The sequence below is a fragment of the Brachybacterium sp. Marseille-Q7125 genome (genome assembly GCF_023062615.1).
Lineage (GTDB): Bacteria > Actinomycetota > Actinomycetes > Actinomycetales > Dermabacteraceae > Brachybacterium.
Genome location: NZ_JALLAL010000009.1, coordinates 1 through 13,788 on the forward strand (window position 1 = coordinate 1; position 13,788 = coordinate 13,788).

The window sequence follows — 13,788 nt, forward strand, 5'->3', positions numbered from 1 at the left end:
CCGGAGGGGGCGCCCCCGCGCCCCTGGCGCAGGCGCTCGGGCACGAGCACCACGGCACCCAGCGGCGGCACCGTCAGGCGCACGGAGTGCTCGCGCCCATGCTGCGGCAGCGGCTCGGCGTGCACGGCCCCGAGGTTCCCCCCCCCGCTGCCGCCGTACACGGGGGCGTCGGAGTTCAGCACCTCGAGCCAGCTCCCGCCTTCGGGCAGCGGCACGCGGTAGTCATGCCAGGCGCTGGGGGAGAAGTCCCCCCCCACCGCCACGGGATCGCCCGCGGCATCGCGCCGCAGGAACGCCAGCACGTTGTGTCCGGCATCGTCCCCGATCAGCCATTCGAAACCGGCCGGGTCCTGATCGCGCTGGTACAGCGCCGGGAACTCGGCCTGCAGCGCGTTGAGGTCCCGCACCAGCTGCTGCGCCCCGCGGTGCAGCGGGTACTCCAGCAGCCACCACGGCAGGCCCGCCTGCTCGGACCATTCCGTGCCCTGCGCGAACTCAATGCCCATGAAGATGAGCTGCTTGCCCGGATGGGTCCACTGGAAGGCGAGGTAGGAGCGCAGCGTCGCCGCCTGCTGCCAGTCATCACCGGGCGCCTTGCGCAGCAGGGAGCCCTTGCCGTGCACCACCTCATCATGCGAAAGCGGCAGCACGAAGTTCTCCGAGTACTGGTACACCATCGAGAACGTCAGCTCGCCGTGGTGGTACTGGCGGTGCACCGGATCCTCGGAGAGGTACTCGAGGGTGTCGTGCATCCAGCCCATGTTCCACTTGAAGCCGAAGCCCAGGCCCCCCACATCGGTGGGGCGCGTGACACCGGGGAACGACGTGGACTCCTCGGCGATCATCACGATGCCCGGCACCCGCTTGTACGCGGTCGCCGTCGCCTCCTGCAGGAACGCGATGTTCTCGAGGTCCTCGCGGCCGCCATGGCGGTTGGGCACCCACTGGCCCTCCTCGCGCGAGTAGTCCAGGTACAGCATCGAGGCCACCGCATCCACGCGCAGCCCGTCCACATGGAACTCCTCGAGCCAGTAGCAAGCGTTGGCCACCAGGAAGTTGCGCACCTCATTGCGGCCGGTGTCGAAGATGTATGTGCCCCAGTCAGGGTGCTCACCGCGCCGCGGATCCGCATGCTCGTACAACGGGGTGCCGTCGAAGCGGCCCAGCGCCCACTCGTCCTTCGGGAAGTGGGCGGGAACCCAGTCCATGATCACGCCGATGCCGGCCTCATGCAGCGTGTTGATGAGGTGCCGCAGCTCATCGGGGGAGCCCAGACGGGAGGTGGGGGCGTAGTAGCCGGTGACCTGGTATCCCCAGGAGCCGCCGAAGGGATGCTCCGCCAGCGGCATGAACTCCACATGCGTGAAGCCCATCTCGCGCACATAGTCGGTCAGCTCCGTGGCGAGCTCGAGGTAGGACAGCCCCGGCCGCCAGCTGGGCAGATGCACCTCGTAGATCGACATGCGGGAGGAGACCGCCTCGCTCGCGGCGCGCTCGGCGAGCCAGTGGTCATCGGTCCACTCGAAGTCACTGGCGGTGACCACGGAGCCGGTGGCCGGCGGCACCTCGGCCAGACGCGCCATCGGATCGGCCTTCTCCCGCCAGGTCCCATCGGCCGCGAGAATCCGGAACTTGTAGACGGCACCGGCGCCGACCCCGGGGATGAACAGCTCCCACACCCCGGAGGACCCGAGCGAGCGCATGGCGTGCCCGCGGCCGTCCCAGCCGTTGAAGGAGCCGATCACCTGGACGGCGCGCGCATTGGGCGCCCACACCGTGAAGGAGGTGCCGGTGACCGCCTGCGGGCCCTCACCCAGGGTGCGCACATGCGCCCCGAGCGCCGTCCACAGCTCCTCGTGACGGCCCTCGCGGATCAGGTGCAGATCGAGCTCGCCGATGGTGGGCCAGAAACGGTAGGGCTCCTCGAGATCCACCGACTCCTCACCCTCAGCCCAGGTCACGCGCAGCCGATAGGCGGGTACGCGCTCCAGCTCGAGGGTGGTCGCCCAGATGCCGTCGTGCTCATGCTCCATCGGCACCTCGGTGCCGTCCTCGAGCAGCACGGCGACGGCGCGGGCGAAGGGCTTGAGGGTGCGCACGGTCAGGCCGCCGTCATACTCGTGGGCCCCCAGCACTGCATGGGGATCATGGTGGCTACCGGTGGCGGTGCCGCCCAGCTCATGCAGCCCCAGCGGCATCACCTCGGGCCGCGAGGAGACCGGCCCCGGCGCATCCGGCGGCAGGACTGTGCGCGGCATGCGCGGAACGTCGTCGTCACGGGTAGGGGTCATGTCAGTCCTCCTCGGGATGGATGATCCGCAAAATGTGCGCGGGGCGATGCTCGGGATCCAGGATCACGAAGGGGTCCCGGCCCCAGGTCCAGCGCTCGCCGGTCAGCAGGTCCTCCACGTCGAACACCTCACCGGCACCGAAGGCCGCGGGATCCAGGTGGAGGGTGCTTGAGCTGCCGCGATCATGCGCGGTCAGCGACACCACCAGCACCGAGTCCGTCGCGGCGGTGGGGGAGTCCGCGGCGTCCAGGTGCTTGGAGTACACCAGCAGCTGCGGGTCATCCGCCCCATGGAAGCGGATCGTGGTGAGGGTCTGCAGAGCCGGATGCTCACGGCGGATCCGGTTCAGGTCCGTGAGCAGCCCCTGCAGGCTCTCGCCGCGCTCGAGCGCCCCGGCGAAGTCCCGCGGCTTGTACTCGTACTTCTCATTGTCGATCTGCTCCTGCGCCCCGGGCCGCGGCACATCCTCCACCAGCTCGTAGCCGGAGTAGATGCCCCAGGTGGGCACGAGGGTGGCGGCGAGGATCGCACGCAGCACGAAGGCGCGACGGCCCCCCGAGGTCATGAACGGGGTGAGGATGTCATGGGTGGTGGGCCAGAAGCTGGGGCGCATGTACGGCGCCGCCTCCACCAACTCCTCCATGTACGCGCGCAGCTCCTCGGGGCTGTGGCGCCACGTGAAGTACGTGTAGGACTGGTGATAGCCCACCTTGCCCAGCGTGTGCATCATCGTCGGGCGCGTGAACGCCTCGGCCAGGAAGATCACCTCGGGGTGCTTTCCGGCGAACTCCGCCAGCAGCTCCTCCCAGAACCGCACCGGCTTGGTATGCGGATTGTCCACCCTGAACAGCGTCACGCCGTGGGAGACCCACAGCTCGAGCATGTCGCGGATCGCCGCGTACAGCCCCTCGTAGTCGGTGTCGAAGCTCAGCGGGTAGATGTCCTGGTATTTCTTGGGCGGGTTCTCGGCGTAGGCGATGGTGCCATCGGCCCGCACCTCGAACCACTCGGGATGCTCACGCACCCACGGATGGTCCGGAGAGCACTGCAGGGCGATGTCCATCGCCACCTCGAGCCCCAGCTCCCGCGCGCGGGCCACGAAGGCGTCGAAGTCCTCCATCGTCCCGAGGTCCGGGTGGATCGCATCGTGCCCGCCATCCGGTGAGCCGATCGCATACGGGGACCCGGGGTCCCCGGGCCGCGTCTCGAGCGTGTTGTTGCGGCCCTTGCGGAAGGTGGTGCCGATGGGGTGGATCGGCGTGAGGTAGGCGACGTCGAAACCCATGTCGGCGATGCGGTCCAGCTCGCCCATCGCGCTGCGCAGCGTTCCGGAGGTCCAGCCGCGCTCCGGGTCAAAGCGGGCCCCCGCGGAGCGCGGGAAGAACTCGTACCACGAGCCGTACAGGGCGCGCGGCCGCTGTACCACCAGCTCATAGGTGGGGGATGCGGTCACGCCATCGCGCAGGGGGCGCTCCGCCAGCACCCCACGCAGATCCGCCCCGAGCGCCCGCGCGACGCGCACGTCGGCCGGGCGCGACCCATCGCGCAGATCCGCGATCGCGGCGGCGGCCCGCTCCCCATCGGTCACCGGGCGCTCACCGGAGCGGGACTGCTCGCAGATGCGCTCAAGCACCCGCACGCCCTCAGCGCACACCAGGTCCTCATCGAGCCCGGCGGGGATCTTCACGTCCGCGATATGGGCCCAGGTGTCATACGGCGCCGAATAGGCCTCGATGCGGAAGGACCAGCGGCCCTCCGTCTCGGGCCGGATCGTGCTCTCCCACAGGTCCAGACCCGGGTTCGTGCAGTGCAGGGCCTGCCGACGCTCGGCGCCGTCGGGGGTGGTGATTACCAGCTGCACGCCCATCGCATCGTGCCCCTCGCGGAAGGCGTTGGCGCGCACCGGGACCCGCTCCCCGGCGACGCAACGGGCGGGAAAGCGGCCAGCGTCCACGACGGGCTGGACATCCATGATGGGGATGCGCCCCACCCCGGCCCCGGATCGCGTGCGTTCGGTGGTCTCGGACATCGTCTCTCCTGCCTGAGCGCTCGTGGTCCGCGTGCGGCCGACGGCGGACGCGGTGACGTCTCTCACGATAGCCGCTGTGAGGCACCTTCTCAGTCCGCGGAGATCCCGATCACCACCACGCTGCCGGGCTGCACCGTCACGGTACGGTCCGCGATGGGTGCGCCGCTGAGCTCGGCAGGGGATTCCAGGGCCGTATCGAGCAGCACGCGGGCGGTGCCCTGCGGCCACGGCGCAGCGGGCAGGCGCACCTGCCAGGGGTCCGGTTCGGTGGAGTGGATGATCAGCAGATGATCGGAGCCTTCGCGCCCGTGCACGCCGGGTCGCAGCATCACCAGCAGGTGGCGCCGGGTGTCCATCCACTCGGCGTGATCCATCGGCTCGCCGTTCTGCGTGAACCAGGCGATCTGCCCGGCATCCAGGGCCAGAGGATCGGCGGGGCGCAGGAAGTGCGGGGCGCGCAGCTGTGGGTGCTCGGCCCGCAGCCGCAGCAGCTGCACGACGGTCTCCTGCACCGCTTCGGCGTGGGGGTTGGGTGTCCAGTCCACCCAGGAGATCTCGTTGTCCTGGCAGTAGGCGTTGTTGTTGCCGCGCTGGGTGCGCAGGCGCTCATCCCCTGCGGTGAGCATCGGGGTGCCCGAGGCCAGCAGCAGCGTGGCGAGGATCGAGCGGGCGGTGCGGCGGCGCATCCGCTCGATCTGCCCGGCAGCTTCCGCCGTGAGCTCCCCGTCGATGCTCAGCTCGCCCTCGTAGCCGTGGTTGAAGGAGCGGTTGTTCGTGGTGCCGTCGCGGTTGTCCTCGCCATTGGCTTCATTGCGCTTGGTCTCATACACGGTCAGGTCGCGCAGGGTGAAGCCGTCATGGGCGGTGACGTAGTTGATCGACGCCCAGGGGGAGCGCAGAGAGCGGCCCGCGGGCAGATGCGGCGGATCATGCTGGGTGAACAGATCGCTTGAGCCGGCCAGGCGTGTGGCGAGATCCCGAACCCCGCCGACGGCGTCATCGCCGCTGCGCTCCCGGTGCCCGCGATCGGCCAGCCAGAAGTCACGCACATCATCGCGGAAGGCGTCGTTCCACTCGGTGAACGGGACGGGGAAGGCGCCGGTCTGCCAGCCGCCGGTGCCCACATCCCAGGGTTCGGCGATCAGCTTGACCTGCCGCAGCACGGGGTCGGTGGCGATCGCGCGCAGCAGCGGATGATCGGGCCTGAACCCCCGGTCATCCCGGCCCAGCGTCGCGGCGAGATCGAAGCGGAAGCCGTCCACGTGGACCTCCTGCACCCAGTAGCGCAGGGAGGCGAGGATCAGGTCCATCACGTGCACGCTGCGCGGGTCGAAGGTCGCGCCGGTGCCGGTGACATCGAGGATCCGCCCGTGGTCGTTCCAGTAGTACTCCAGGGAGTCCAGGCCGCGGAAGGACAGCGCGGGACCGTCGGCCCCACCTTCGGCGGTGTGGTTGTACACCACATCCAGCACCACCTCGAAGCCAGCGGCGTGCAGGTCGCGCACCATCGTCTTGACCTCGTCGAGCACCGCTTGCGCCCCGCGGCGCTGTGCCGCCGTGGTGGCCAGTGACGGTTCGGGGGCGAAGAAGCCCATCGTGGAGTAGCCCCAGTAGTTGCTCAGCCCCAGGCGCGTCAGGTGCGGTTCATCCATCGCCGCGTGGATGGGTAGCAGCTCCAGGGTCGTCACCCCGAGAGAGCGCAGATAGGAGGTGACCGACGGGTGGGCGAGCCCGGCGTAGGTGCCGCGCAGCTCGGGCGGCAGATCCGGGAACAGCTGCGTGAAGCCCTTGACGTGCAGCTCGTACAGGACGGTGGAATCCCAGTCCACCATCGGCCGCAGATCGTCCTGCCAGTCAAAGCGGTCGCTGACCACCTCGGACCACACGGCCTCATGCCCGTTGTCATGATCCGACGGGGTCGGGTGCTGCTCGATCGGGCGCAGCATCGCATCCACCTCGAAGGGGAAAAAGGAGCTCAGCAGCGATGAGCAATGGGAGATGCCGCGGCCCCAGGGGTCCTGCAGCAGCTTGGCGGGGTTGCACCACAGCCCCGAGGCGGGATCCCAGGGGCCGGAGACTCGCAGTCCGTAGCGGGTACCGGGCGTCATGCCGGTCACCTCATCCCAGCGCAGACCGCCGTCGAAGTGCCGCAGACGCTGGGTGCGCTCGGCACCGCCTTCACGGATCACGAGGTCCACCGCCTCGGCACGGGGAGCGGCGACGGCGAAGGTGCCGCGGCCCTGGGCGTCCACGGACAGGCCCGGGCAGGTGGGGGCGAGAGGGGGTGTCGCACGGTCGAATCGGTCTGGCTGCACCGCGATATCCTCGCACCTTCTGACTGCTCAGTAGCGATAAACGCGCTCGCGGGTGCGCCCGATGGGGCTATCGTCACTCCTGCCGTAGGATCGGCACGGCGGTCATGTTCGGATGGCCGCCGACGCACCCGGCTCGTGCCGAGCCGCGGCCCGGGGACCACAGCAGTAGACAGCCAGACGGGGGAGTCGCAGCGCATGAGCATTCCAGCCAGCCCGCAGCAGGGCAGCAGCCGAGGCCCGCAGTCCCCGCCCAGCGGGCCCGCCCCGCAGGGCCCCGGAGGCGGCCGCGCGCCGCAGGGCGGATCCCCGCGCCGGGGGACGAGCTTCACCCCGGCCCAGCGGGCGATCTCCGAGCAGGACATGGAGCGCAGCACGCAGATCGTCCGCACCATCACCGGGGTGTTCCAGTCCCGCGTGGTGGGCCAGGAGAACCTGCGCCTGACGCTGCTGGCGGCGCTCGCCGCGGGCGGCCACGTGCTGCTGGAGTCCGTGCCGGGCCTGGCCAAGACCACGGCCGCGAGCGCCCTGGCCTCCGCGATCACGGGCTCCTTCGCGCGCATCCAGTGCACCCCGGACCTGATGCCCAATGACATCATCGGCACCCAGATCTTCAACTACGGCTCGGGCACCTTCACCACCCAGCTAGGTCCCGTGCACGCCAATGTGGTGCTGCTCGATGAGATCAACCGTTCGAGCGCGAAGACGCAGTCCGCGATGCTCGAGGCGATGCAGGAGAAGCAGACCTCGATCGGTGGCGAGGTGTACAAGCTGCCCGAGCCGTTCATGGTGCTGGCCACCCAGAACCCCATCGAGGAAGAGGGCACCTACGTGCTGCCCGAGGCTCAGATGGACCGCTTCCTCATGAAGGAGATCCTCACCTATCCGCGGCCCGCGGAGGAGCACGAGATCCTGGATCGCTCCACCGCCGGCAGCCTCACCGGTCCGCGCGAGCCCTCCGGCACGGTGACCCTCGAGGATGTGCGGTTCCTGCAGGCCATGGTGGATCAGGTGTACGTGGACCCGGTGGTCAAGCGCTACATCATCGACGTCGTCTTCACCACCCGCGGCTCCGGCCCCAACCCGGTGGCGAATCTGACGCAGTCCGTGCGCGTGGGGGCGAGCCCCCGCGGCTCTCTCGCGCTGATGCGGGTGGGGCAGGCGCACGCCCTGCTGCACGGTCGCGACTACGTCACCCCGGATGATGTGCGCGCGATGCGCCACGGGGTGCTGCGCCACCGTCTGGTGCTCACCTTCGATGCGCTGGCCAGCGGTATCAAGCCCGAGCAGATCATCGACGCGGTGTTCCACGCCGTGCCGATGCCCTGATCGACCGGGAAGCTCAAGCGCATGGCGACCTCGCTGATGACCCGGGTCAAGGCCCGGGTGGACCTCTACACCTCGAACCGGGCGCGCGGCCTGATCCAGGGCCGCGGCCGCTCGCTGTTCAAGGGCAGCGGCGAGGACTTCGATGACCTGAAGTACTACCAGCCCGGGGACAAGATCTCCGATATCGACTGGAAGGCGACGGCACGATCGGGCGAGCCGCTGATCCGGCAGTTCAACGAGGAGCGGGTGCGGCACCTGTCGATCGTGGCGGATACCTCCGCCGGAATGTCGGCGACCGCGGCCGATGGCACCTCGAAGCGGGAGGCGATGATCCTCGCCGCGGGGATGATCTGCTTCCTGGCCCAGAAGAACGGCGACCTGGTGGGTCTGGTGGCCGGCAGCGAGCAGCATCCGGTGCAGCTGCCGGCCCGCTCGAGCGACGGTCACCGGGAGCTGCTGCTGCGCAGCATCCAGCAGGGCACCACCACCGCCTCCGGCCCGGCCCGCAGCGACTGGCTTCTGGAGCGTGCCTTCCGCGTGACCGCCCGCCCCACGCTGATGACGATCATCACCGATGAGGCACATCCGACGGTGGATGACTTCTCAGCGCTGCGACGCCTGACCACGCGGCATGACGTCATGGTGGTCCGCATCGCCGATGGGGATCCGCTGCAGGCCACAGCGATGGACATGGATGTGGTGGATGTGGATGACCCGCGGGAGGTGGGCTCGCTGGCTCGCACCTCGAAGCGAGTGGCCCAGGATGTGGCGGCGTATCGTCGGGCCCGAGGGGAGGGGATCTCCGAGATGCTGGAGCGGCTGCATATCTCGCATGTGCTCGCGCGCGGGGAGACCACCGTGGTCGATGACATGATCGCCATGCTGCGTTCGAGGGAGTACCGACATGGTCCGCACTGAGGTGATGGCGGTGGGGGATCTGGCGGTGCGCACCGAGTTGGCTGCGGTCCGGGAGGTGCTGCCTGCGGCCCGGGAGGTGCTGCTTGCGCAGCCGCAGGGCCCGACGATCATCGATCCGCCGCAGTATTCGATCGCCTGGCCGATCCTGGCGCTGCTGTGTCTGCTGGTGATCTTCGCGCTGGTGTTCGCCACGCTGCGCATCACCCGGCGGATCGAGGAGCGCGCCGCGTACCGTCGGCGCCCCGCGGAGACAGAGACGCTCAAGGCCGAGTTCCTGCGCGCCGTCAACGACATCGCCGACCGGCACGAGGCGGGGGAGCTGGAGGCGCGCGCCGGGCATCACGAGCTCACCGGGGTGATGCGCCGTTTCGTACGTCGTACCACGGGACATGACGTGACCAGCCAGGATGTGCACACGCTGCTGGCCGATCCGCGCACCCACGATGTCGGGCGCCTGATTGGCGATCTGTACGAACCGGACTTCGCACCCTCCTCTGACCGGGAGCTCAAGGAGTCGGTACGCCGCGCACGAGGGGTGATCCGCGCATGGTCATGACGTTCTGGTGGGTGACAGCTCTGCTGCTACTGGCCGCGATCGCGGTGTGGGCGATCGCGTTCTGGAACCGCCGCGCGATGCGACGCTCTCCCGTGCTGGTGGCCAACTCCCAGTACCTGGAGCGCATTCCGAGCTTCCGCCGCGCCCAGAACCTCGCGCGCGTGCTGCGGGTCGCGCAGGTGGCGATCGCCGTGCTCGCGGTCATCTTCGCCTCGGTGCTCTCGGGGCGCATCGCCACCGAGCGGATCGAGACCCCGGAGTTCGCCTCCCGCGACATCGTGCTGTGCCTGGACGTGTCCGGTTCGATGTACGAATACGACGCGGAGATCCTGGACACCTTCGCGCAGATGGTGGACACCTTCGAGGGGGAACGGATCGCGCTGTCGATCTTCAACTCCACCTCCCGCACCGTGTTCCCGCTGACCAACGACTACGACCTGGTGCGGCGGGAGCTCGAGAACGGCGCGGAAGCGATCGACTTCGACGAATTCGGGTATCGCCTGGGCATGCGGGACTACTCCGATGAGAAGGTCCGTCAGTACGTGGACTTCGTGGACGGCACTCGCGGCATCCCCGATCAGGCATCGGTCGTGCCCGACGGGCTGGCTTCGTGCGCGCAGATTTTCGATCAGGCGGAGAAGGACCGTTCGCGCTCGATCATCTTCGCGACCGACAACGAGGTCAACGGCTCCCCGATCTTCACGCTGCAGGAGGCGACAGAAGCGGTCGCCTCGCGGGACATCGACCTGTACACCTTCTACCCGGGCGCCTATGAGTGCGGTCCGGCCTGTTTCGAGGAGCTCGAGCAGGCCACCAAGGATCAGGACGGGGAGCTGTATGAGTCCTCGGATCCCGATGCGATCCCGGCGATCATCCAGCAGATCCAGAAATCGCAGGCAGAGATCCTGGGTGCGACCCCCACGGTGCTGCGCACCGATCATCCCGGGGTGGCATTCACGCTGACGTTCCTCAGCCTGGTGGCGATCATCGTGCTGGGGTGGGGGGCGCGCCGATGAGCATCCATCCGCTGCTGCCGCTGTGGCTGCTGATCCCCCTGTTCCTGCTGGTGGCGACCGCGTGCGTGATACCGCTGGTGCTGCGTCCGCGCGAGCGCGTGGCGTGGGGCCGCCGCCTGCTGATGGTGCTGCTGCTCGCGGCCGTGGCGATCCGCCCGGTGACGCCCCTGGATGGCGAGCAGGTCCAGCGCATGAATGCGAACGTGTTCTTCGTGGTGGACCGCACCGGCTCGATGAACGCCGAGGACTACGCCGATGCCCAGCCGCGGCTGGAGGGCGTGAAGGCGGACATGCTGCGGATCATGGAGATGACCGAAGGGGCGCGCTACGCGATCATCGGCTTCGACTCCACCGCCACCCAGCAGCTGCCGCTGAGCACCGATGCGGGCGCCGCCCGCGCGTGGGTGGAAACGCTGGCCACAGAACCCACCGCCTATTCGCAGGGATCGAACGTGGATCGTCCCCTGCGCACGCTCATGACGGAGATCTCCGAGGCGCGCAATGACGACCCGGACTCCTCCGTGCTCGTCTACTTCCTCTCCGACGGGGAGAACACCGACGGCCGTGAGGCGGAGGCGTTCTCCGAACTCGCCGGATTCGTGGACGGCGGCGGGGTCCTCGGGTACGGCACCGCTGAGGGCGGCCCGATGAAGGCCCAGGGCGGCCCGGAGGACGGGAAGTACATCACCACCTCCGATGGCCAGCAGGGCATCTCCACGATCGATGAGGAGCAGCTGCAGACGATCGCCGGGCAGATGGGGGTGCCGTATCTGCACCGCACCGATCCCGAAGAGCCGATCGAGGGCACGATGGAGGACGTGACGCTGCGGCCCATCCCGATGGACACTGACGCGTCCGCCACGAGCTTCGATGACTGGTACTGGGTGGCGTCGATCCCCTTGACAGCCCTGCTGATCTGGGAGCTCGGGGAGATGACCTACCGCCTGCCGCGCCGACTGGACCGCTACGACATTGCGGGAGCGAACCGATGAGCACCTCTGTGGCACCCCACCCTCAGTCCCCGCAGGCCACGCCGCCGGGCACGGCCGGACAGCCCGCGGGGCAGAGCATCCCGCCGTCCCTGCGCCAGCGGGAGAAGGGCCGTGACCGGGACTTCGGGTTGGATACGGCCCGGCTGCGTCGGGTGCGGCTGATCGTGTTCGCGCTGCTGTCTCCGCTGCTGATCCTGCTGGCGCTGCTGGCGATCCGTTTCGTCTCTATGCCGATCACCCAGGCGATGCACCTGGATGCGTACGGCTCGCAGAACTATCCGTCGGCGATCGAGCGGCTATGGCCGGTGCAGCGCCTGAACTTCTTCGAGCCCTACCTGCCGCACCTGTCGAAGGGCACGGCCCTGCTCCAGCAGGGGGAGGACGCCGCCGCGGAGGAGGAGCTGCGCACAGCGCTCGCGGAATGGGACGCGCACGAAGATCTCAATGCCCCGCTGCACGCCGAGTGCAAGATCCGCAACAACCTGGCGATCTCGATCGAGCGCCAGGCGGAGCAGATCGACGATGCGGCCGAGCGCGCCGACCGGCTCTATGAGGCCGAGGAGATCATCGCCCCCTGCGCCGGAGGCGGCGGTGGCGGCGACGGCGAGGGCGGCGAAGGCGGCGAAGGCGGCGGCGAGGGCGAGCCGCAGGAGGGCCAGGGCAACGAGGACTCCGAGACCACGGAGGACAACGGCGAGCGGGTCCGCGAGAAGCGCCGCGAAGCTGATGAGGAGGCCGGCAACGACCCTGATGCCCGTGGCACCGAGCAGGACAAGCAGGAGGGCGAGGACCCGGGGGAGGATCCGCAGCAGAAGGATCCGGGCGATCCCCGTCGCGAGGACGACGAGGGCGAGGGTCCGCAGGAGGAAGCCCCCGATGAGGGGGACTCCGAGCAGAAGAGCAAGGACGATGAGCTGGAGCAGCGCAACCGCGATGCCCAGAACGGCGACGACGGTGAGGACACCGGCGGCTCGAACACGAATCCGGACAAGCCATGGTGACCGCCCCGCACGACACCAGGACGGCCGACGCCCCGCGCCGCGCCTATCTTGATCATGCGGCCACCACGGTGCTGCGCCCAGCCGCCCGCCAGGCCCTTCTTGAGGCGAGCGCCGTGGCAGGAAACCCGTCGTCGGTCCACACATCGGGACGGCGTGCCCGCGCGGTGCTCGATGATGCGCTGGAGGAGATCGCGGCGCTGCTGGGGGTGCCGCGCAGCTGGCTGATCATGACCAGCGGCGGTACCGAGGCCGACAACCTGGCGCTGCGCGCGGTGCCCCTCGGCGTGGCGGCGGCCGATCCCTCCCGCGGCGCCGTCGCCGTCGCGGCGACGGACCATCCCGCGGTGCTCGCGACCGCCCGCTCCCTGGCTCCCGGAGCAACAGCGGCACCCGGGTCCGCACCGATCCAGGTGCGAGAGCTCGCCGTCGACGCGCGCGGGGCGCTGATCAAGGATGGGGTGCGCGAGGCGCTCGCGGATCGCGCCGTGAGCGTGCTCAGCGCGGCGCTCGTGAACAACGAGACCGGGGCGGTGCAGGACATCGCGGGGCTGTCGGCGATGGCGCGTGAGCACGGCACGTTGCTGCACACCGATGCGGTGCAGGCGGTGGGGAATGTGCCGCTGCCCGCGCCCGGCACGGTCGATCTGATGTCCCTGTCGGGCCACAAGATCGGTGCCCCGGTCGGGGTGGGAGTGCTGGTCGCGGATCCCGATGTTCCCTTCGCGGCGACCTCCACGGGCGGCGGACAGCAGCGCGGTGTCCGCTCGGGCACGCTGGATCTGCTCCACGCCGCGGCGTTTGCCGCTGCGCTGCGGGAGACCCTGACCGAGGCTGAGCGCAAACGTGAGCAGACCGCGCAGCTCGCCGCGGAGCTGCGCGAGGGCATCGCCCGGATCGTGCCCGATGCCCGCTTCACCCTGCCGGAGGGGGCGATGCGCGCCGAGCACATCGTGCATGTGGTGCTGCCGGGTGCGGATTCCGATGCGCTGCTGTTCCTGCTCGATGAGCGCGGCGTGGACTGCTCGGCGGGATCGGCCTGCTCGGCCGGGGTGCATCGGGCGAGCTCGGTGCTGGCGGCGATGGGGATCAGTGACGCCGATGCTCGGGGCGCGCTGCGCCTGTCGCTGGGCTGGACCAGCACGCGTGAGGACGTCCAGATGCTGCTGGCAGCTCTGCCGGACGCCGTGGAGCGTGCCCGTGCCGTGGGCGCTCTGTCCCTGCCGCACTGACCGGGGCCCGCAGCACTGACTGTGCCGGGCGGGGCGTGAGCCGGTCGGGACTTGATGAGCCTCACGTCCAGTCGGTGAGGATCACGCGCGCCCGACGAGACCGGCGCGCCGGTGA

Annotated in this window: 10 protein-coding genes; 7 read left to right on the forward strand and 3 right to left on the reverse strand. The window is 69.5% G+C overall.

The annotated features are described in order from the left end of the window. The 3 genes from glgB to glgX all read right to left on the reverse strand — a co-directional run. On the reverse strand, nt 1-2,198 hold a 2,198-nt coding region (gene glgB, locus MU407_RS03860; protein WP_246955563.1), incomplete at its 3' end, for a 1,4-alpha-glucan branching protein GlgB. Nucleotides 2,199-2,292: 94 nt separating this feature from the next. Beyond that, entirely contained in the window at nt 2,293-4,320 is a 2,028-nt protein-coding gene (locus tag MU407_RS03865; RefSeq protein ID WP_246955485.1) for an alpha-1,4-glucan--maltose-1-phosphate maltosyltransferase, read from the reverse strand. Between the two features lie 89 nt (nt 4,321-4,409). Next, nucleotides 4,410-6,635, reverse strand: coding sequence for a glycogen debranching protein GlgX (gene glgX, locus MU407_RS03870; protein WP_246955487.1), 2,226 nt, complete (start codon nt 6,633-6,635; stop codon nt 4,410-4,412). Between the two features lie 195 nt (nt 6,636-6,830). Between glgX and MU407_RS03875 the strand changes: the two genes are divergently transcribed. The 7 genes from MU407_RS03875 to MU407_RS03905 are packed head-to-tail and all read left to right on the forward strand — an operon-like array spanning nt 6,831 to nt 13,673. Beyond that, complete coding sequence (locus MU407_RS03875) at nt 6,831-7,961, forward strand: MoxR family ATPase (RefSeq protein ID WP_246955489.1); 1,131 nt, start codon at nt 6,831-6,833, stop codon at nt 7,959-7,961. 21 nt (nt 7,962-7,982) lie between these two features. Continuing rightward, nucleotides 7,983-8,879, forward strand: coding sequence for a DUF58 domain-containing protein (locus MU407_RS03880; RefSeq protein WP_246955491.1), 897 nt, complete (start codon nt 7,983-7,985; stop codon nt 8,877-8,879). Continuing rightward, nucleotides 8,866-9,435, forward strand: a complete 570-nt coding sequence (locus MU407_RS03885; protein WP_233190606.1) for a hypothetical protein — start codon at nt 8,866-8,868, stop codon at nt 9,433-9,435. Before MU407_RS03880 ends, MU407_RS03885 begins: the two co-directional genes overlap by 14 nt. Continuing rightward, nucleotides 9,426-10,451, forward strand: a complete 1,026-nt coding sequence (locus tag MU407_RS03890; RefSeq protein WP_102235189.1) for a VWA domain-containing protein — start codon at nt 9,426-9,428, stop codon at nt 10,449-10,451. The genes MU407_RS03885 and MU407_RS03890 overlap by 10 nt, the downstream gene beginning before the upstream one ends. Then, nucleotides 10,448-11,443: a VWA domain-containing protein gene (locus MU407_RS03895; protein ID WP_246955494.1), complete on the forward strand. Its 996-nt coding sequence runs from the start codon at nt 10,448-10,450 to the stop codon at nt 11,441-11,443. Before MU407_RS03890 ends, MU407_RS03895 begins: the two co-directional genes overlap by 4 nt. Further along, nucleotides 11,440-12,444 carry a hypothetical protein gene (locus tag MU407_RS03900; RefSeq protein WP_246955496.1) on the forward strand — a complete coding sequence of 335 codons (1,005 nt, stop codon included), beginning with the start codon at nt 11,440-11,442 and terminating at the stop codon, nt 12,442-12,444. Before MU407_RS03895 ends, MU407_RS03900 begins: the two co-directional genes overlap by 4 nt. Continuing rightward, nucleotides 12,438-13,673 (forward strand): cysteine desulfurase family protein, encoded by a 1,236-nt coding sequence (locus MU407_RS03905; RefSeq protein WP_246955498.1) that lies wholly within the window; start codon nt 12,438-12,440, stop codon nt 13,671-13,673. The genes MU407_RS03900 and MU407_RS03905 overlap by 7 nt, the downstream gene beginning before the upstream one ends. The last annotated feature ends 115 nt before the right edge of the window (nt 13,674-13,788 follow it).